Source organism: Eleftheria terrae, assembly GCF_030419005.1.
GTDB classification, from domain to species: domain Bacteria; phylum Pseudomonadota; class Gammaproteobacteria; order Burkholderiales; family Burkholderiaceae_C; genus Caldimonas; species Caldimonas terrae.
Genome location: NZ_CP106951.1, coordinates 2,761,405 through 2,779,097 on the forward strand (window position 1 = coordinate 2,761,405; position 17,693 = coordinate 2,779,097).

A 17,693-nucleotide genomic window follows, 5' to 3' on the forward strand; every position below is an offset into this window, starting at 1 on the left:
GTGCGCTTTTACCCGGAATTCATTCAGACGCGAAGAACTGCTGCTGCGCAGCAAAGGGATCTTGTCCCTGCAGGAGCAGCGCTGCGGAGGGCGCCGCGGAGGGTCGCTGGAGGCGTGCAGGCACCGCCGTGCCTAGCGTGTCGGCCTTGCTTCTGATGTGAGGGTTTCCGAGCGGTGCGCCGATGCAACGATCGTCCCTCGCAGAACGGTGGCGCGCCGTAACTACAGTGGCTTCAAGCTGCTGCCGCTCGGCCGGCCCGGAACAGGCGCCACCAACTACTTCAGTGACTTTACTAATTGCCAGGCCAGCCGGCGCCTCACCGCAGTGGCCGCACCATCATGCAGGCTGCGCTGTCATAGGTGCGGAGCTGCTCCTGCAAGGCCACATCCTCCACCGCACGGAAGCCGTGGCGCTGCCAGAAGCTCGCTGAGTGGTTGACCGCCACCAGCGACAGCTGCGCAAGCTTCGCCTCCCACGCGCATGCGAGCAGCACTTCGATGAAGGCGCTGGCCGCGCCACTGCCGCGTGCCTCGGGCAGCAGCGCCAGGTCGTGCAGGTAATAGGTGTCCGGCGCAGGCGGCAGCGTGCCGAGCAGGGAGTTCAGGGCCGGCGGACGGCCGGCCCGCCAGGGGTGGCCGATGGCATAGCCAGCGAGCCGCCCCTGCCGCACCAGCACGAGGCAGCCGGGCGGATGCAGGCGCAGCCGCTCGGCGAAGACCGCGGCGTCTTCGGGATAGGCAGGATGCACGCGGCCGGCAATGTCGAGCACGGCGCTCAGGTCGGCAGCGCCCATGGCGCGCCAGTGGAAGGTAGTGGCAGGGGTGGTCGGCAAGGTGGGCAGGCGGGGCAAGGGAGGAGCGGCGACGCAGGGCGCGGGGCGCCGCCCAGCAGAGGCAAGCAAAAGGCGCGACGCTAGCACAGCAGGCAGCGCCCTATCATCGGGGCCCCGGACAGCGGCCGCCGGCCGCCTTTGCATCACCCGCCCCATGAAGCGCCGCACCCGAGGCCTGCACCACCACCATGTCTACGTCGTCGAGCTGTCCGACGCGGTGTGGCGCGAGCCGCGCTTTCGCAAGGCCAACCCGCACTACTGCCTGAGCCGGCCCTGCGTCTACGTCGGCATGACGGGACTGGACCCAGATCTGCGCTTTGACAAGCACAAGGCCGGCATCCAGTCCAACCGCTTCGTGCGGGAGTACGGGCTGCGGCTGTTGCCGCAGCTCTACGAGGTGTACAACCCCATGCCCTACGACGGCGCGCGGGAGATGGAGGTGGAACTGGCCATTGCCCTGCGCGAGGCGGGCTACGGCGTGTGGCAGGCCTGAGCAGCCCGCCAGGGCACGGGCCTCAGTCCAGCCGCACCTGCAGGCGCAGGTAGGTGATGGTGCCTTCCGGCCGGTCGCGCACCGCAAACTCGCGCAGCACCTTGGCATCGGCCGCCCAGCGCCCGCTCTCCGAGGTGTAGCCCACCACCGGCCCGAGGCCCAGTGCCTGCACATCGTTGAAGTGGGTCGCCTGGTCGCCGCCGTGATCGTCGGTGGTCTGCTTCAGCACGAAACCCTGCAGGCCCACCCGCGTGGTGTCATTGACCCGGTACAGCGCGCTCAGGTCGCTGTGCAGGTACTGGCCGGAGCGGACCTTGGTGTCGCGGTTGCGGGTGTTGAAGGAGTAGGTGGTGCGCGAGCCGACCTCGAAGCCGTTCTCCCACACATACGACGCGACCAGGATGGGCCGGAACGTCCAGTAGTTGCCGGCGCCGGGGTTGACCGCCCGCTTCTTGTCGTAGTCGCCGGTCGGTGCGACCGCGCCGAAGCTGGTGACGATGCGGTAGTCGTCGGTCTGCCAGTCGAGGAAGGTCGAGATCTCGGTATCGCCGAGGCCGCTTTCGCTGCCCGACTGGCTGCGGCCACCGGCCTCCAGGCTGGCAGCCGGCAGGTTGCCCGACAGGGAAACCCGCGTGCGCTGGTGCACGATGGGCAGCGACACCGAGGTGCCCCAGCGGCCTTCGAAGAAGCGCTGCTCCGACATGTAGGTCAGCCGCGGCACCAGCACGGTGGCTTCGATGTCCGACTTCACCTTCACCGGCTGCCCGCCGGCCGTCAGGCTGTAGCGGTCGCCGTCGTCGTCGCGCAGCTTGTCAGCACTGTAGTGCTGCAGCCAGACCTGGCCGTACAGGCCCGGGAACTGGGGCGTGGTCAGCTCCTGCGCCGGACCGCCCAGCAGGGCGCGCACCTGCCGCTTCTCGGTCGCGACGGCGGAAGTGGCGAGGCCGGCGGCGATCAGGGCCAGCAAAACGGGGCGATGCAATGTCATGTCGGTCTCTCGAAGGCTCTCGGCGGACCGGCAGGGTCCGCCCCTGGTGCGGGTCGGGGCCGGCCCTGGCAGCCAGGCCCCTCGGGGGTGCGCGCCTCGCGTAGCGCGGCCGAACCGGTGCTTTGCCGGGTCGATCGGGCCGCGATCATAACGAGGAGAAGCGTCCCATTCGAGGAATTCCCTTACATGTTGTTGCAGGGAGACACCTGATTGATATATCAGGGGACTCGGGGCATAACATGTAACGTTTTTCCACGAACCGGGTCTTCCCCGGCCCGCTCCCGCGACCCTCGCGCCCCGATCCGCCGTATCGCCATGTTGTTCGCTCCTGCTCCCCTCGCTGCCCTCCTGCGCGCCTGCGCGCTGGTGACGCTTGCCGCCGCCGCCGGCGGCGTCCTCGCCAATGAACCGACGGCATCCACCCCGGCCGCCGCTGCGTCCGCTGGCGGCATCGAAGTGGAAGGCTTCCGCTTCGATGCGGCGGCCCAGGTGGCCGGGCAGAACCTGGTGCTCAACGGCGCCGGGCTGTCCAGCATCCTGTCGGCCAAGTCCACCGCCGTCGCCTTCTACCTGCCGGCCAAGCAGACCACCATGGAAGCCGCGCTCGCAGTGAAGGGCCCCAAGCGCATCCAGTACTTCATGGTGCGCGACGTCTCGGCGCGCGACCTGAGCAATGCGCTGCTGGACCGCATTCGCCAGAACAACAGCAGTGAGGAATTCACGGCCAACATCGTGCAGACCTCCCAGCTCGGCGCCGTGTTCGGTACCCGCAAGGAACTGCGCAAGAGCGACATGGTGACGATCGACTGGATGCCGGCCACGCAAACCACCGAGTTCCGCCTCAACGGCGAGCGCGTGGGCGAGCTCATCAAGGGCGAAAGCTTCTACCAGATGATGATGAAGGTGTGGATCGGCCCGCGCGTTCGCGCCTCCACCCGCAACGCGCTGCTGGGCCAGCCTGGCTGAGCCGCCGCGCCCGGGCCGTATGCGGCGCGGGCGCGGCCCTGCATGGTGGCCTCAGCCGCCGCGGCCGAGGCGGCGACGTGTCCAGCCCACGATGCCAAGCAGGCCCAGTCCCATCAGCGCATAGCTGCCCGGCTCGGGCACGGCCGCCACGCCGCCGATCATCAGGTCGACATAGGTGTCGCCATAGACCGCGGTGAGCCGGTACAGCGTCGGGTCAAGGTTGCTGGTGAGCGAGGCAAAGGTGCCGTCGATGCCGCCGTCGGCCGTGAGTACCCGGAAGGTACCGGACGTCACGCCAGGCTCGAAATCGACCGCCAGCACGCCGCCCAGTGTGGCGGCGCCGGCCACCTTGAGCAGGTCGTAGGTGTCGGCCGCCAGCACGTCCACCACGAAGCGGGTGGCGCCCAGCAGCAAGTCGCCGCCCCGCAGCTCGCCGGTGGCGACCTTGCCGTCGGCGCCGGCACCGAAGCTGCCGCCCCGCAGGTCGAACAAGGTGGCGTCGAACAGGTGTGACACCCAGGTCTGCGCGCCGTCGCCCTCCTGGCGATAGACGCCGCCAATGCTCAGCGTGCTGTCGGAATAGATGCCGACCGTGCCGCGGTTGATGAGCGACGTGTCGGTCTGCAGCACCGCGCCACGGTGCAACTCGAGCCGATTGTCGTTGATGCCCAGCTCCGCCAGTGCCTGCCGGTTGCCGCCGTTCCAGGTGTTGGACATGCGGGCCAGCGGGCCATCGAGCACCACGGTGCCGGCGTTGTGCACGATGCCGGCGGCCGAGCCGAGGTTCAGGCCCAGCGTGCCATTGCGCATCACATAGGTTCCCGCCGTGAGCTTGCGCGCGGCAGGGTCCCATTGCGCAAGCGGGCCGTTGACGTCGAGACGCGCGTTGTCGACCTCCAGCGCGCCGCGGTTGTCCACCGGGCCGGCCAGCGTCATGCGTCCGGCCTGCACACGCAGGCGGCCCTCGTTGAGCAGGGGCGTCTCCAGCGCGGTGTGGCCGCGCCCGGTCTTCAGGTAGGTGCCGGCGTTGTGGAAGTGGCTCAGGCGGATGCGGGCAGCGCCCATGCTGCCATCCGGCTGGCTGATGAGGCGGGCGTTGCGGTCTTCGAAACGGGTACCCGCCGCGATGCGGATGCTGCCGCTGCCGAGCAGCGGCGCGTCGCCGGCCCAGAAGCCGCCGCCATTGAGGCTCAGGCTGCTGTCCAGTCGCTTGCGGAACCAGTCCTCCGGTTGCAGGAAGTCGTAGCTGCCCTCGTACAGTTCGGCATAGCCGTTGACGACGATGCCGCCGCTGGCGCGGATCTCCCCTTCGCCCCACACCAGACGGTCGACGACGATCTTGCCGTTGACGGTCAATTCGCTGTCGACCGGCCCCCCATTGATCCACGCCCGCTCGGCCACCCGCAGCGCGCCCACCTCCAGCGCCCCGTCGATGGTCAGCGCCGCGCCCTCCAGGACGTTCACCTGCCCTCGGCCGGTGATGCGCCCGCCTTCGCGGAACAGGTAGCTGCCACCGCTGAAGCTGAGCTCGCCACTGTTGTCGATGATGCTGCGGCTGCCGCTGAAGACGGCGGTCACCGCGTGCTCGTCGAAGCGCCAGTCGGCGAAGCGGAGCCGGCCGTCACTGCCCACCGTCCACTGGCCACTGCTGTTGAGGTAGGTGCGCGGCGTGGACACGCTCATGCTGCCGTCGACCCGGATGCTGCCGGTATGCGTCCAGTCACCGCGGTACAGGTCGATCGCCATCGAGGTGTTGCGCAGCACCTCGATCACGCCGCTGTTGCTCCAGCTGGCGCCGGCCGAGCCGGCCTCAAAGTTCAGGGCGCCCGCCTCCACACGCAACAGCCCGTGGTTCTCGAAGCGCGCCCCGCCATAGGAGAGGCTCAGCACGGTGGAGCCGCTGCCGGTCTTCAGGTAGCTGCCGTCGTTGACCAGCCCGCCGCCCACCTGGACGGTGCGGCTGCCCTGCGTCGCCTGGTCGTGCAGCCGGCCACCGCCGCCGACCAGCAGCCCGCCGTCGAAACCGCCGCCCTGCATGTCCGCAGCGAAGGTCGTCTCGCCGAGCAATTCCAGCCGGGTGGCGTAGTCGAGGTACTTGTTCCCGCTGCCCGACAGGCGCGCCGCCCCCAGCACGATCAGCGTGGCGCCGTCGCCCCAGGTGTTGGGGTTGACGAGCACCTCGCCGGCGGTCCAGTCGAGCCGCTGCAAGGTGGTGGAGCCGACCCCCGTGATGCGCCCGCCCGCGAAGTCGAGCGTGCCGAGCGCCGAGCCTTCGCCGGTCAGGCGCAGCTCGCCGCCGCTGAGTCGCAGCCTGCCGGTGCCATAGACCTTGTCGACCTCGAAGAAGCCGCTGCGCAGCTCGGTGTCGGCGCTGCCCAGCAAGGCCCGGGTGGAGGCACTCGCCGGTGGTCCGGCGGACCAGTTGGGCAGCAGGTCCCAGAAGGACTGGTCGGGCCCCTGGGCCCCCGTCCAGTGCGTGTCGATCGCCCAGGCGGCCGGCCCCGCCAGCGCCAGCTGGGCCGCCAGTGCCAATGCCGCCCGTCGCAGGGCGGGTCGCCAGTGGCCGCGGCGGGGCGGGCGCAGGCTGGCAGGGGGGAAACGAAGGGCGTGCCGACTTCGCATGATGGCTCCTTGAAGGTTGATGGCAGCCGAGGGGTGGCCTGCATTGCCGGCCCGGCATGCGAGCCGGCAGCGCGGCGGGACAGGCAGGCACACGCGCCCGGCGCGTCGCCAACATATCCGTGCACCGGCATGCCCGGCCCCCTCAGCCAGGGGGCCGGGTCAGCCCGGGTACCTCGGGCGCTCAGTGCCCGCCGGGGTGATCGCGTCCAGGCGGTGGGCCGGACTCGGCACACAAGGCGAGCGCCCAGCGCCGCACCGCCTCTCGCAGCACCGGCGCAAGGGCCGGGTCGGCGGTGCGGTGGCCGGCATCGGCCACCAGGTGCACCTCGGCCGCGCCCCCCGCGGCCGCAGCCAGCCATTCGGTGTTGGCCGGAGGGCAGGTGGTATCGCGCAAGCCATGGACGAATGCAAGCGGCCCGCTGCGCCAGGCCGAGAGCCGTCGGTGCCAGCGTTGCTGCGCGCCGTGCGGCAGAAAACAGGCGTGGCGCATGAATTGCGCGAACACCGCCCAGGCGGCCGCTTGCTGCGGGTCGATTTCCGCTGCCGTGGCGCCCGGCCATTCACCGGCCGCGCCACCAGCGGCTGCATGCGCGGCTTCGAAGGCGGTCCACGCCTGCAGCAGCAGGCCAGAGGGCGGCCGTTGTGCTGCCCCGCGCAGCAGGGCGGCCGTGCCGCCCGGTGGCAGCTGCAGCAGGCGCCGCCCGGCATCGCCGAGCCAACGGTCCCAGGCAGCGCAGTAGGCGTCGATCTCGTCACGCCTGCCGAGGAAGGCGCTGCGCAGAAACAGCCCGCGGACCGACTGCGGCCGGAGACAGGCGTATTCAAGCGCCGGCACCGCGCCCCAGGAGCCGGCCAGCAGCGCCAGCCGGCCCAGCCGCAAGTGGGCACGCAGGCGCTCGATATCGGCCAGCAGGTGCCGCAGGGTGTTGTGCCGGCACTCGCCGGCCGGCTCGCTGCGGCCGCAGCCGCGCTGGTCCCAGCAGACCCAGCGCACGGGCAGCCCCTGCAACCAGGCCACGGGTTCCGGCCGGGTGCGGCCGCCCGGCCCGCCGTGAATGACGAGCACGGTGGGGCCGTGCGGGTCGCCCCCTTGCGACCACCACAGCCGATGGCCGTCGCCGGTGTCGATGAGCTGGTCGCCGGTGGCGCCGTGCGGTGTCTGCATGTCGCTTCAGATCGAAAGTAGGAGAGGCACAGCGCTTGCTGAATTGGCTGGCCCGGGTCGCAACTGCCCGGCGCCGGGCCGCCCCCTGCGGCCCGGCAGCCGACAGTCGCGGCATGCGATGTCGAACTTTCCTCTTCTTGAAAGGACTCTAGCCATGCAGTGGAGCAAGCCACAGTACCAGGACCTGCGCTTCGGTTTCGAAGTGACGATGTATATCGCGGCTCGTTGAGCCCGTCGTGACCCGGTCTCCCTGCCGTGCCGGCCGCCGTTCGGCGAGCCGTCGACATGGCAGGGAGATTTCCTTTTGGCCTGGCGGCGCAGGTAAGTGTTGCCGCAGCGCCCTTCCCTGGGAGACGGCACGATGAAGATCCTGGTCCTCGGCTCTGGCGCCGGTGGCGGCTTTCCGCAGTGGAATTGCAACTGCACCTTGTGCGCCGGCCAGCGGCACGGCCGGGTGCAGGCCCGGCCACGCACCCAGAGTTCCATTGCGGTCTCCGACGATGGCGAACACTGGGCCTTGCTGAACGCTTCGCCCGACCTGGGCCACCAGTTGCGCAGCCAGCCGCAGCTGCAGCCGCGGCACGGCACGCGCCACACGCCCATCGCGGCAGTGCTGCTGATGGATGCGCAGATCGACCATGCCGCCGGCTTGCTGAGCCTGCGCGAGGGCCCGCCGATCGAGCTGTACTGCACGCCCTGCGTGTTCGATGACCTGAACACCGGCCTGCCGCTGCTGCCGGCGCTGCAGCACTACTGCGGCGTGCGCCCCCACCTGCTGCCGGTGGCCGGCAGCCGCAGCGAGGCGGACTTCGAGATCGACGGCCTGCCCGGGCTGCGCTGGCAGGCCCTGGCCATTCCCGGCAAGGCGCCGCCCTACTCGCCGCACCGGCATGCGCCGGCGGTGGGCGACAACATCGCGCTGCACATCGAGGACCGGCGCAGCGGCCGCAGCCTGTTCTATGCGCCGGGCCTGGCGGCCGTCGGCCCCCGGGAACAGGCCTGGATGCAGGCTGCCTCCTGCGTGATGGTGGACGGCACCTTCTGGACCGAGGACGAGATGCCGCACGCCGGGCTGGGCGCGAAGACAGCCGCCGAGATGGGCCACTTGCCGCAATGCGGCCAGGCCGGCCGCCCCGGCATGCTGCAGGCGCTGGACCGGCTCGACGGCCCGCGCAAGGTGCTCATCCACATCAACAACAGCAACCCCATCCTCGATGAAGCCGGCCCCGAGCGCCAGGCACTGGCACGCCACGGCATCGAGGTGGCTTTCGACGGCATGGAGATCGAACTGTGAGCGCGGACACTGCCACCGATGCCCCCGCCTGGGGCGAACAGGAATTCGAGGCCCGGCTGCGCGAGCTCGAAGCCGGCTACCACATCCACCATCCCTTCAACCTGCGGCTCAACAGCGGCCGGCTGCAGCCCTTCCAGGTGCGCGGCTGGGTGGCCAACCGCTTCTACTACCAGCTGTGCATCCCGATGAAGGATGCGGCCATCCTCTCCAACTGCCCGGACCGCGAGGTGCGCCGGCGCTGGATCGAGCGCCTGCTCGACCACGACGGCCGGCCCGACGCGCAGGGCCGCTTCCGTGACGGCGAAGCCGGTGGCATCGAGGCCTGGTCACGCCTGGGCGAGGCGGTGGGGCTGTCGCGCGAGGCCTTGTGGTCGCAGCAGCATGTGGTGCCCGGCGTGCGCTTCGCGGTCGATGCCTACCTCAACTTCGCGCGCCGGGCGCCGTGGCAGGAGGCGGCCATCTCCTCGCTCACCGAGCTGTTCGCGCCGCGCATCCATGCCGACCGGCTGGCCGGCTGGCCGCAGCACTACCCCTGGATCGAGGCCGACGGCCTGCAGTACTTCCGCAGCCGCATTCCGCTCGCCTCGCGCGACGTGGAGCACGGCCTGGAGATCGCGCTCGGCTGGTGCCGCAGCCGCGAGCGGCAGCAGCGTGCGCTGGAGATCCTGCAGTTCAAGCTCGACATCCTGTGGTCCATGCTCGATGCCATCGAGCGGGCCTATCCCGACGACCTGCCCGAGGAGAAGCGACCGTGACTGCCCGGCCCCTGCCCCTGCCGCGCGGCTTCGAGGCCATGCCCACCATCGCGCCGATGTACCGGCTGCAGTTCGAGCCGGCCCAGAACGCCTGGGTGCTGCTGTATCCGGAAGGCATGGTCAAGCTCAACGACCCGGCCGCCGAGATCCTGCGGCGCTGCAGCGGCACGCAGAACGTGCAGCAGCTCATCGCGGGCCTGGAGCGCGACTACCGCCAGTCCGACCTGAGCGACGACATCTGCGAATTCCTGAGTGACGCCTATGGCCGCGGCTGGATCATCTGAGCCGGCCGCCCGGCCTGCAGCCGGCCCGCCGCTGTGGCTGCTGGCGGAGCTGACCTACCGTTGCCCGCTGCATTGCGTGTTCTGCTCCAACCCGGTGGACTACGCCAGCCACGCGGCGGAGCTGGACACAGCGGCCTGGCTGGATGTGCTGACGCAGGCGCGCGCGCTGGGCGCGGTGCAGCTCGGCCTGTCGGGCGGCGAGCCGCTGTTGCGCGAGGACCTGGAGGAGATCGTCGCGCACGCGCACCGGCTCGGCTTCTACGTCAATCTCATCACCTCGGGCGTCGGCCTCACGCCGGCACGGGCCCGGGCGCTGAAGCAGGCGGGGCTGGACCACATCCAGCTGTCCTTCCAGGACCACACCCGGGAGCTGAACGACTTCCTCTCGTCCACCCGCACCTTCGAGCTGAAGTCGCGCACCGCGGCCCTCATCAAGTCGCTCGGCTACCCGATGGTGCTCAACTGCGTGATGCACCGCTTCAACCTGCCGCATGTGGGCCGCATCATCGAGATGGCGGAGGCGATGGGGGCCGACTTCCTGGAGCTGGCCAACACGCAGTACTACGGCTGGGCCTGGCTCAACCGCGACCGGCTGATGCCCACGCCCGAGGACTTGGCCGACGCCGAGGCCATCGTCGGCCACCACCGGCAGCGGCTGGCCGGGCGCATGAAGATCCTCTGGGTCTCGCCCGACTATGCCGACGCGAAACCGAAGGCCTGCATGAACGGCTGGGGCTCGGTGTTCCTGCTGGTGGCGCCCGACGGGCTGGCCCAGCCCTGCCACAGTGCGCGCATGCTGCCGGGCCTGCAGCTGCCCAATGTGCGGCAGGCGTCGCTGCGCGAGATCTGGCACGACAGCCCGGCCTTCAACCGCTTCCGCGGCGATGCCTGGATGAACGACACCTGCCGCAGCTGCGACCGGCATGGCGAGGACTTCGGCGGCTGCCGCTGCCAGGCCTGGCTGTTCACTGGCTCGGCCGAGGCGACCGACCCGGTCTGCCCGCACAGCCCCGACCGGGGGCGGGTGGACCAGGTGATTGCCGCCGCCCGTGCCGCGCCTGCGGCAGCGGCGCAGCCGCTGCGCTTCGTGCCGAATGCCAGCCGCGGCGCTGGCCTGCTCTACCGCAGCGACGAGAACTCACGGCGCTGGGGCAGCCAGCCGCCGGGACAGCCAGCGCCACCTGGCTGAGGGGGAGCTGGCCGGGCCGCAGCGGCGCGGCGGGCAGGCGCCGTTAAGATCGCGCCGCATTGCCACCGCACGCCGGGCCTGCCGGCGCTTCCCCATGACCGACCGCCCCCGCACCCTGCGCACCATGGCCGCCAGCCTCCTGCTGGCCGGCTGCGCCTCGGTGGAGCCGCCCTCTGCCGTCGACGCGGCCGCCACGCCGCAGGCCGCCGAGGCGTCGCGCCAGCTGCATGCGCAGGCACAGCAGGCGCTGGTGGCCCGGCTGGTGCAGCGGGTGCAGGCGCGCGGCGACCACACGCTGGACATCCTGATGCTGTCCGGCGGCGGGCAGCACGGCGCCTATGGCGTGGGCTTCCTGCGCGGCTGGCGCCGCCATCCCAGCCAGCCCATGCCACGTTTCGACCTGGTCACCGGCGTCAGCACCGGGGCGTTGCAGGCCCCGTTTGCGCTGCTGGGCAGCGAAGCCGCGCTGGAGCAGGCGGCCGGCCTCTACCGTGAGGCGGCCGACCGCATTGCGCCGGGCTTCGACTGGTGGTTCTGGCTCAACCGCAGCGGCGGCGTGCTGGACACCACCCGCTACCGCCAGGCGGTGGAGGAGGTGCTGTCGCCCGGACTGGCGCAGGCGCTGGGCGAGCAGTTCGCCGAGGGACGCGACATCGCCATCGCCACCTCGGACTTCGACCTCGGCACCGGCCGCCTGTGGCGCCTCTCGCAGGTGCTGGCCGACGAAGACGGCCTGCCGCGGGCCCGCTCGTTGTTCATCGCCTCATCGGCCATTCCGGGCGCCTTTCCGCCGGTGGTCATCGACGGGCGGGTGCATGCCGACGGCGGCATCGTCTCCAACCTGCTGGTGGCGCCCGACCGCGACGGCCTGCGCCTGCTGGCCGAAGCGCTGCCGGCGGCCGGCATCAGGCAACCGGTCACCGTGCGGCTGTGGGTGGTGATGAACCTGTGGACCCATCCGCGGCCGATGGCGGTCGACCCGCACAGCGTGCTGTCGATGTCGCGCCGCTCGGCACTGATGCTGTTCTGGGCCCAGCAGCCGCAGCTGCTGCAGGGCCTGCAGGACATGGTGCGGCTGGCCGGGCTGGACCATCCGCAGCTGCAACTGCAGCTGCGCGTCACCAGCATCCCGTCGGAGCTGGCCACCGACGCGGCGGCCGACAAGCTGTTCGACCGCGCATGGATGGCCCGCATGGAGGCCCTGGGGCAGGCCCGGGCCCTGAGCGCCAACCCCTGGGACCAGCCCTCCACCATCTATGCCCGTCCACCGCCGGTCGCCCTGCCCCCGGCGGGGCCGGGCAGCGGCGCGCGCTGAAGCACAGGCCGCCGTTCAGCTGCCTGCCGCGGCCTCAGGGCAGCGGCCTTGGCAGCCGGCCGCCGCGGCCGGCGCAGGCGCTGCAGCCGCCTCCGGCGGCGCGGGCATCAGCCGTGGGCCGGGCCCCTGTTCCGACAGCTGGTCGCCAGGGTTGCGCAGCGGGCAGGCCTGCATCGACAGGCAGCCGCAACCGATGCAGCCGCTGAGCTGGTCGCGCAGCAGCATCAACTGGCCAATGCGCTCGTCGAGCTGCGCCTTCCAGCGTGCCGAGAGGCGGTTCCAGTCAGCCGCGGTCGGGGTGCGGCCGTTGGGCAGTTCGCCGAGCGCCGCGCGGATCTCGGCCAGCGGCACGCCGACCCGTTGTGCCACCTTGATCACCGCCACCCGCCTGAGCACCTCGCGGGCGAAGCGGCGCTGGTTGCCAGCATTGCGCTCGCTGTGGATCAGGCCCTTGCTCTCGTAGAAATGCAGCGCAGACACCGCCACCCCGCTGCGTGCCGCCACCTCGCCCACCGTCAACGCCTGGGCCGCACTCGTCGCTGCCGGCCTGCCGGCCGCCTGGCCACCGCTCTTGCCACGCTCCCTGCCGGTGCTGCCACCCGCCCCGTTGCCCTTGCCCTTGCTCATGTGCACCTGCCGCTTGACCTCAACAAAACTTGAGGTTTTAACCTGGCGCCCTTTGTTCGACAAGCCATGCCGGGAGCCCTCAGATGACCGACCACCGTCCCCATCCCCCTCTCCACCTCGCCCTCATCTACGGCAGCGCCCGCGAAGGACGGCTGTGCGAGGTCGTCGGCCGCTGGGCCGCCGCGCAGATCGCCGAGCACGGCCGCTTCTGCGTCGACCTGGTGGACCCGGCCGGCTTCGGCCACCGCCCACTGCACGGTGATGCGCTGGCCACGCTGGCGCACCGCCTGGCGCAGGCCGATGCCTTCGTGGTGGTGACCCCGGAGTACAACCATGGCTACCCGGCGACCCTGAAAGCGCTGATCGATGCCGTCGGCGAACCCTGGCATGCCAAGCCGGTGGGCTTCGTGTCCTACGGCGGCATCTCCGGCGGGCTGCGGGCGGTGGAGCAGCTGCGCCAGGTGTTCGCCGAGCTGCATGCCGTGACGGTGCGCGACTGCGTGAGCTTCGCCAATGCCTGGGACCAGTTCGACGCCGCAGGCCAGCTGCTGGCCCCCGAGCGCGCCCGCCGCTCCATGCACCTGCTGCTGGCCCGCCTGCGCTGGTGGTCCGACGCGCTGCGCGACGCGCGGCAGGCCCGCCCCTATGCGCTGGCGACCGGCTGAGCGCTGCGGCGAGCTTGACCTTGCCGCAATGTCAGGGTTCATGCTGCAGCCTGCCACCCCACGACCGGGAGTTTCCGACTTGATGCTTGAATTCACCATCGACGCGATGTGCTCGGCGCACGCCGCGGGCTGCGTCGCCCAGACCGTCTACTCGGTCGATCCACGTGCCGTGCTGCAGATCGACCTCGAAAGCCGTGAAGTGCGCGTCGCGACCGCGCAGGCCAACGAGCTGTTCGTCCACGCGCTGGGTGCTGCGGGCTTGCGGCCGGCCGAGTAGCCGGCGCGCTTGCCGGCCTGCCACGGCGCAGGGGTCAGGGCCGGCTGCAGCAGGAGGCGGCCGCAGCCGCCTTGAGCAGGCGCAGCAGCTCCGGGTGGCCGCCAGCGCGGGCCAGGTCGAGGGCGCTGCGGCCTGCTTCGTCCCGGGCCTGCACATCGGCTCCCGCCTGCAGCAGCAGCGGCACCACGGCCACATGCCCGCCAGCCACCGCGATGAGCAAGGCCGTCTGGCCGGTGCGGGCCACTGCGTTGACGTCGGCACCCGCGTCCAGCAAGCGACGCACGCTGTCCAGCAACGCTGCCGGTTCGCCCGGCCGCGACAGCAGCGCCATCAGCGGCGTCATGCCCAGCAGCGGTTCGGCCACCTCGGCCCGCGCACCGGCGGCCAGCAAGGCGGCCAGCACCTCGTGCTGGCCCATCGCCGCGGCACTGACCAGCGGCCACTGGTCGTCGAACGCCACCGCCTGCGGATCGGCGCCGAGCCGCAGCAGCTCGCGCACCAGCGGCAGCGGCTCGGGGAGCCCGAGCGCCACGGTCAGCGGCATCACGCTCAGCGTTTCGCCTTCCCGCACGACGGCCAGCGCCTGGTTCGGATCGATGCCCGCGCGCACGGCGAGCGCCAGGCCGCCCAGGTCGCGATGCTGCAGCAGCGCTGACACCAGGTCGGCACGGTCCTCGGCACTCAGCCGCGCGATGCGCGCAGGCGCCAGCAGCCAGCGCAGGGCGGCCGGGTCCTTGCCGCGCAGGACGCGGGCGAGCATCCGGTCGGCCTCCACCGCCGCCGCCGGCGTGGCGGCAGTGGCCCATTGCGGGCAGGCGGTGGTCGAGCACACCGCCCAGAGCAGCGCCCAGGCCAGCCGCTTCATGGCCGGGCTCCGGCCGCCAGCAGCAGCTCGACCACCTCGACATGCCCCTTGCGCCGGGCCAGGTCCAGGGCCGATTCACCGCGCCGGTTGCGCTGTGACACATCGGCCCCCAAGTCCAGCAGCAGGGCCACGCTTGCTGCATGCCCGTTCAGGGCGGCCAGCGACAGCGCGGTACTGCCACCCGGACCTGCGCGGTCGATGCGGGCGCCCGCGGCCACCAGGCGGCGGATGAGGTCCAGCACCGCCTGGCCGTCCTGTGGCTGCAGCGAGAGGCACAGCTCCATCAAGGGCGTGACCACCGGCGCGTCCTCCGGCCGCTCGACCCGCGCTCCGTGCTCCAGCAGGAGGGCCGCCACGGCATGGCGGCGCATCGACAAGGCCAGGCCCAGCGGCGTGGACCCGTCCATGTCCTTGTTCACGTCGGCACCGCGCTCCAGCAGCAGTGCCACCAGGCGCGCATCGCCGCTTGCGGCAATGGCGAGCATCAGCGGTGTCATGGCCTGCAGCCCCGGACCGCCCGGCACCGGCAGGCTGCGGTCGGCCGACAGGCCCCAGTCGAGCAGCGCCTCCAGTGCATCAACGCGGGCGCCATGCAGGGCGCTGCCCAGCAGCAGTGAGCGCGCCAGGAAGTTGATGTCGCGCGGGCTGTGGCCTTCCAGCTCACGCCGCAGCTCGGCCGACCTGTTCTGCTGCACCAGCGTCGCCAGGTGGTAGACATCGAGCGGCGGCGCGGCCCCCACACCGGTGGCCAGCACCAGCAGCAGGACCGCCAGCGCGCGAGCCGGCACCGCCATGGCCCGCGCAGGGCCGCGCGTGGCGGCCGGAAGGCGACGGGCCGGGGAAGGGTCGATATGGCGCATGCAATGGCAGGGCGAGAGAGCCGGACGGGAGACCGCGAACCAGCGGCCGCCCGCGTTGGTGTCGGGCGACCGCGCCACAGTATGCATGCGGTGCCCGGCGCCCCCGCCGGCCGGGTCGCGCCCGGCCACCCAGGCAACCGTTCTTGCGGCCGGTTGTCTCGGCCACGCAGCTGTCGCACGCCGTGCCGGCGGGCGCACCGCCCCTGCCCGACCTGGCCCGAGCCAGCGGGGCCGACAGCCGCACCCGGCCGGCAGCTTCGGCTCGATGCAGTCGGCACGCGCGGCGGAGCAAGCCCGCGATGGCCGCCTTCAACGCACGGCCCGTCGTGATGCCTCGCTGGTCAAGACCCCCGGGGTCCAGCAGGGACAGCGCACGACACGCAGTTGCTTGTGTGCCCCCATCCTGCCCGGCGACTGCAAGAGCGAGTGGCCGAGCCGGCACACCGATGCCGGCCTTTCCTGGCTGGCCAGGATGGCCAGGCATGCGGACGCCGGGAGCGGCATGGCCTTCATCGTGCCGCCCTAGGACGCGCGAGCAAGATGCCGCGGCCAGCAGGCGCGACCCGGTACGGTGACCGTGGCCGCGCTCACCGGCGCATTGGCGAGAGGGAGGTGCATGCCTTGCCGGGCGCACCGCGGCTGCGGCGGCCGGCAGACATGGGGGGCACGAACAGCCCCCCGTGAGGCTCAGAAGCCCTGGTTGTACTGGACGCCCAGCACGAAGGACTTGGTGTCGTACTCGCCACGCACCACGGAGCGCGGGGCAGCGACGTCGCTTTGCGCGACCGAGCCGTCCTTGAGCTTCACATAGGCCAGCGCGACATCGAGCACCCGCTTGTCGTCCAGCGCCCAGGACACGCCGCCTGCCAGCCAGGTGCGGTGCGCGTCAGGGATGTTGGCAATGCGGTTGCCGTCGTCCTCGGGCGATTTGTCATAGGCCACGCCACCGCGGAAGGTCAGCGCATCGCTGTACTTGTAGGTGGCGCCGACTGCAAAGCGCGTGGCATCCCGCCACTTGGTGGGCGTCACCGAGTCGGGCAGATTCTTCAGCTTGATGCGGATCTCCTGCAGGCGCGAGTGGCGCGTGCGGGTGATGTCCCCCATCACGGCCCAGCGCGAGTCGATCTGGTGGAAGCCGTGGATCGAGAAGGTCTCGGGCATCGTCAGGTCGAGGCTGGCGTCGGTGTCGCGCAGCGCCGCGGCCCGCGGGTTGGACGCCAGAGCGGCCGGCACGGTGAAGTCGGCGTCGCCGGTCACTTTGTGCTTGATGCGCGAGCGGTAGGCCAGACCGAAGCGCGTCGCGGGCGTCGGCTCGAACATCACGCCCAGGTTGTAGCCGAAGCCCCAGTCATCGCCCTTGACGGCCACGTCGCCGTCCAGCGCACGGTTGCCGCTCATGGCCGGCAGGCCGGTCATGCTGCCGAAGTCGATGGCCTTGGAGATCTTGCCCTTGACGAACTGCGCGCTCAGGCCCGCGCCCAGCGACCACTGCTCATTGGGCTTCCACGCGATGGAGGGGTTGATGTTGACGCTCTTGAGCTCGCTCTCGGTGGAGTGGTAGCGGCCGGTCCAGTCCTTGTCGTAGTCGGTGGCCGAGCCGTAGGGCACGAACACACCGAGGCCGGCGACCAGGCCCGACTGCAGCTCATGCGTCGCGTAGAGGTGCGGCACCACCACGGTGTGGCCGAACTCGGCCTTCTTGCGGCCGGGCGTCGGGGTGCCCAGGGCGGTGGTGGAGCCGGTGTCGGTGAACTCGGTGTCGGGGAAGACCAGGTTGAGGGCGCCCGACAGGTGGGTGCCCTTCAGCCGCGCCATGCCGGCGGGGTTGGTGAAGATGGTGGTGGCGTCGAACACGGCGGCAGCACCTGCATTGGCGGTGCCCATGTTGCTCGCGCTTTGCGTGCCGAACACGAGGCCGGCGGCCGAGGCATTGCCGAAAGCCGCGCCGATGGCCGCGGCGATCAGGGCGGGACGGATCAGGCGGGAAGTCCCGAAAGACATGGAGTGCTCCTCAGATATGGTGGTGATGCCCGTGGCTCGTGTCACGGCTTCGACTTCTACGATGGGTCCGCAAGATTCTGCACCGATTTTTTCGGCCGCCATGTCGCGAGAATGTCACGATTGCCCTGCACCACCGTGCTCTGTTAGACGCCCGGGCGGGCGCCCCTGCCAAGGCATGCCTCTGCCGTCCGACAGTGCGCAATGTGTGGACGATTGCACATACACCCGATGGCTCGCACCTGCCCGGGGCGAGTGCGATGATTCCGGTGACGGTGGCGGGCCCATGCCCGGGCTCCACAAACACATGCGTCGGCGCCTTGGCGCCCGGCCCATCGCAGCGCTGCGCCGGTGTTGCGTCGCCTGCGCCGGCCTGCCACCGGCAGGTGGGAGCCCGGCAGCGGCATCCGGGCCTGACAGTGTTGCATCAGGGAAACAGAGTCCGCCTCATCGAGCGCCGCAAGGCCCGGCCACCGGCCCTGAACATCTTCAGTGTT

The 17,693-nt window shown here is 71.1% G+C and carries 18 protein-coding genes; 10 read left to right on the forward strand and 8 right to left on the reverse strand.

Annotation, left to right across the window (positions count from 1 at the left end; all coding sequences use genetic code 11):
• Positions 1–317: 317 nt before the first annotated feature.
• Positions 318–851: a GNAT family N-acetyltransferase gene (locus tag N7L95_RS12100; protein WP_301255512.1), complete on the reverse strand. Its 534-nt coding sequence runs from the start codon at positions 849–851 to the stop codon at positions 318–320.
• A gap of 136 nt (positions 852–987) precedes the next feature.
• On the opposite strand from N7L95_RS12100, the gene N7L95_RS12105 reads away from it, so the two are divergent.
• The gene (locus N7L95_RS12105) at positions 988–1,326 is read left to right on the forward strand and encodes a hypothetical protein (protein WP_301255513.1); all 339 of its coding nucleotides are present in this window, start codon (positions 988–990) and stop codon (positions 1,324–1,326) included.
• A gap of 22 nt (positions 1,327–1,348) precedes the next feature.
• Here the strand turns inward: N7L95_RS12105 and N7L95_RS12110 are convergent, their stop codons facing one another.
• Positions 1,349–2,314 (reverse strand): SphA family protein, encoded by a 966-nt coding sequence (locus N7L95_RS12110; protein ID WP_301255514.1) that lies wholly within the window; start codon positions 2,312–2,314, stop codon positions 1,349–1,351.
• Between the two features lie 315 nt (positions 2,315–2,629).
• Between N7L95_RS12110 and N7L95_RS12115 the strand changes: the two genes are divergently transcribed.
• Positions 2,630–3,280, forward strand: coding sequence for a chalcone isomerase family protein (locus N7L95_RS12115; RefSeq protein ID WP_301255515.1), 651 nt, complete (start codon positions 2,630–2,632; stop codon positions 3,278–3,280).
• A gap of 51 nt (positions 3,281–3,331) precedes the next feature.
• Here N7L95_RS12115 and N7L95_RS12120 read toward each other — a convergent pair whose 3' ends face one another.
• Both N7L95_RS12120 and N7L95_RS12125 read right to left on the reverse strand, forming a co-directional pair.
• Complete coding sequence (locus N7L95_RS12120; protein ID WP_301255516.1) at positions 3,332–5,902, reverse strand: PEP-CTERM sorting domain-containing protein; 2,571 nt, start codon at positions 5,900–5,902, stop codon at positions 3,332–3,334.
• A 181-nt stretch (positions 5,903–6,083) separates the two neighbouring features.
• Positions 6,084–7,067 (reverse strand): alpha/beta fold hydrolase, encoded by a 984-nt coding sequence (locus N7L95_RS12125; RefSeq protein WP_301255517.1) that lies wholly within the window; start codon positions 7,065–7,067, stop codon positions 6,084–6,086.
• Between the two features lie 154 nt (positions 7,068–7,221).
• Here N7L95_RS12125 and pqqA point away from each other — a divergent pair, with 154 nt between their 5' ends.
• From pqqA to N7L95_RS12150, 6 genes are all read left to right on the forward strand, one after another.
• The gene (gene pqqA, locus N7L95_RS29590) at positions 7,222–7,296 is read left to right on the forward strand and encodes a pyrroloquinoline quinone precursor peptide PqqA (protein WP_363324879.1); all 75 of its coding nucleotides are present in this window, start codon (positions 7,222–7,224) and stop codon (positions 7,294–7,296) included.
• 132 nt (positions 7,297–7,428) lie between these two features.
• Positions 7,429–8,361, forward strand: a complete 933-nt coding sequence (pqqB, locus tag N7L95_RS12130) for a pyrroloquinoline quinone biosynthesis protein PqqB (RefSeq protein WP_301255518.1) — start codon at positions 7,429–7,431, stop codon at positions 8,359–8,361.
• The gene (pqqC, locus tag N7L95_RS12135) at positions 8,358–9,116 is read left to right on the forward strand and encodes a pyrroloquinoline-quinone synthase PqqC (protein ID WP_301255519.1); all 759 of its coding nucleotides are present in this window, start codon (positions 8,358–8,360) and stop codon (positions 9,114–9,116) included. The genes pqqB and pqqC overlap by 4 nt, the downstream gene beginning before the upstream one ends.
• A gap of 38 nt (positions 9,117–9,154) precedes the next feature.
• A complete protein-coding gene (gene pqqD / locus N7L95_RS12140; protein ID WP_301260138.1) occupies positions 9,155–9,400 on the forward strand; it encodes a pyrroloquinoline quinone biosynthesis peptide chaperone PqqD in 246 nt (81 codons plus the stop codon).
• A complete protein-coding gene (gene pqqE / locus N7L95_RS12145) occupies positions 9,378–10,589 on the forward strand; it encodes a pyrroloquinoline quinone biosynthesis protein PqqE (RefSeq protein WP_301260139.1) in 1,212 nt (403 codons plus the stop codon). The genes pqqD and pqqE overlap by 23 nt, the downstream gene beginning before the upstream one ends.
• 94 nt (positions 10,590–10,683) lie before the next feature.
• A complete protein-coding gene (locus tag N7L95_RS12150) occupies positions 10,684–11,904 on the forward strand; it encodes a patatin-like phospholipase family protein (protein ID WP_301255520.1) in 1,221 nt (406 codons plus the stop codon).
• A 15-nt stretch (positions 11,905–11,919) separates the two neighbouring features.
• On the opposite strand, the gene soxR is transcribed toward N7L95_RS12150, so the two are convergent.
• The gene (soxR, locus tag N7L95_RS12155) at positions 11,920–12,423 is read right to left on the reverse strand and encodes a redox-sensitive transcriptional activator SoxR (RefSeq protein ID WP_301260140.1); all 504 of its coding nucleotides are present in this window, start codon (positions 12,421–12,423) and stop codon (positions 11,920–11,922) included.
• 191 nt (positions 12,424–12,614) lie between these two features.
• Between soxR and N7L95_RS12160 the strand changes: the two genes are divergently transcribed.
• Entirely contained in the window at positions 12,615–13,196 is a 582-nt protein-coding gene (locus tag N7L95_RS12160; RefSeq protein ID WP_301255522.1) for an NADPH-dependent FMN reductase, read from the forward strand.
• A gap of 79 nt (positions 13,197–13,275) precedes the next feature.
• Entirely contained in the window at positions 13,276–13,473 is a 198-nt protein-coding gene (locus N7L95_RS12165; RefSeq protein ID WP_301255523.1) for a hypothetical protein, read from the forward strand.
• Between the two features lie 34 nt (positions 13,474–13,507).
• Here N7L95_RS12165 and N7L95_RS12170 read toward each other — a convergent pair whose 3' ends face one another.
• The 3 genes from N7L95_RS12170 to N7L95_RS12180 form a co-directional block, all read right to left on the reverse strand.
• Positions 13,508–14,338, reverse strand: coding sequence for an ankyrin repeat domain-containing protein (locus N7L95_RS12170; RefSeq protein WP_301255524.1), 831 nt, complete (start codon positions 14,336–14,338; stop codon positions 13,508–13,510).
• Entirely contained in the window at positions 14,335–15,132 is a 798-nt protein-coding gene (locus N7L95_RS12175) for an ankyrin repeat domain-containing protein (RefSeq protein WP_301255525.1), read from the reverse strand. The genes N7L95_RS12170 and N7L95_RS12175 overlap by 4 nt, the downstream gene beginning before the upstream one ends.
• A gap of 753 nt (positions 15,133–15,885) precedes the next feature.
• Complete coding sequence (locus N7L95_RS12180; RefSeq protein WP_301255526.1) at positions 15,886–17,199, reverse strand: OmpP1/FadL family transporter; 1,314 nt, start codon at positions 17,197–17,199, stop codon at positions 15,886–15,888.
• Positions 17,200–17,693 lie beyond the last annotated feature (494 nt).

What these genes read in the sequence shown, in the direction of transcription:
- pqqE (WP_301260139.1), top strand. Translation starts at nt 9,378, where the DNA reads ATGGCCGCGGCTGGATCATCTGAGCCGGCCGCCCGGCCTGCAGCCGGC.
- N7L95_RS12160 (WP_301255522.1), top strand. Translation starts at nt 12,615, where the DNA reads ATGACCGACCACCGTCCCCATCCCCCTCTCCACCTCGCCCTCATCTAC.
- N7L95_RS12110 (WP_301255514.1), bottom strand. Translation starts at nt 2,314, where the DNA reads ATGACATTGCATCGCCCCGTTTTGCTGGCCCTGATCGCCGCCGGCCTC.
- pqqD (WP_301260138.1), top strand. Translation starts at nt 9,155, where the DNA reads ATGCCCACCATCGCGCCGATGTACCGGCTGCAGTTCGAGCCGGCCCAG.
- N7L95_RS12115 (WP_301255515.1), top strand. Translation starts at nt 2,630, where the DNA reads ATGTTGTTCGCTCCTGCTCCCCTCGCTGCCCTCCTGCGCGCCTGCGCG.
- N7L95_RS12105 (WP_301255513.1), top strand. Translation starts at nt 988, where the DNA reads ATGAAGCGCCGCACCCGAGGCCTGCACCACCACCATGTCTACGTCGTC.
- pqqB (WP_301255518.1), top strand. Translation starts at nt 7,429, where the DNA reads ATGAAGATCCTGGTCCTCGGCTCTGGCGCCGGTGGCGGCTTTCCGCAG.
- N7L95_RS12170 (WP_301255524.1), bottom strand. Translation starts at nt 14,338, where the DNA reads ATGAAGCGGCTGGCCTGGGCGCTGCTCTGGGCGGTGTGCTCGACCACC.
- N7L95_RS12120 (WP_301255516.1), bottom strand. Translation starts at nt 5,902, where the DNA reads ATGCGAAGTCGGCACGCCCTTCGTTTCCCCCCTGCCAGCCTGCGCCCG.
- N7L95_RS12180 (WP_301255526.1), bottom strand. Translation starts at nt 17,199, where the DNA reads ATGTCTTTCGGGACTTCCCGCCTGATCCGTCCCGCCCTGATCGCCGCG.
- N7L95_RS12150 (WP_301255520.1), top strand. Translation starts at nt 10,684, where the DNA reads ATGACCGACCGCCCCCGCACCCTGCGCACCATGGCCGCCAGCCTCCTG.
- N7L95_RS12175 (WP_301255525.1), bottom strand. Translation starts at nt 15,132, where the DNA reads ATGGCGGTGCCGGCTCGCGCGCTGGCGGTCCTGCTGCTGGTGCTGGCC.
- N7L95_RS12125 (WP_301255517.1), bottom strand. Translation starts at nt 7,067, where the DNA reads ATGCAGACACCGCACGGCGCCACCGGCGACCAGCTCATCGACACCGGC.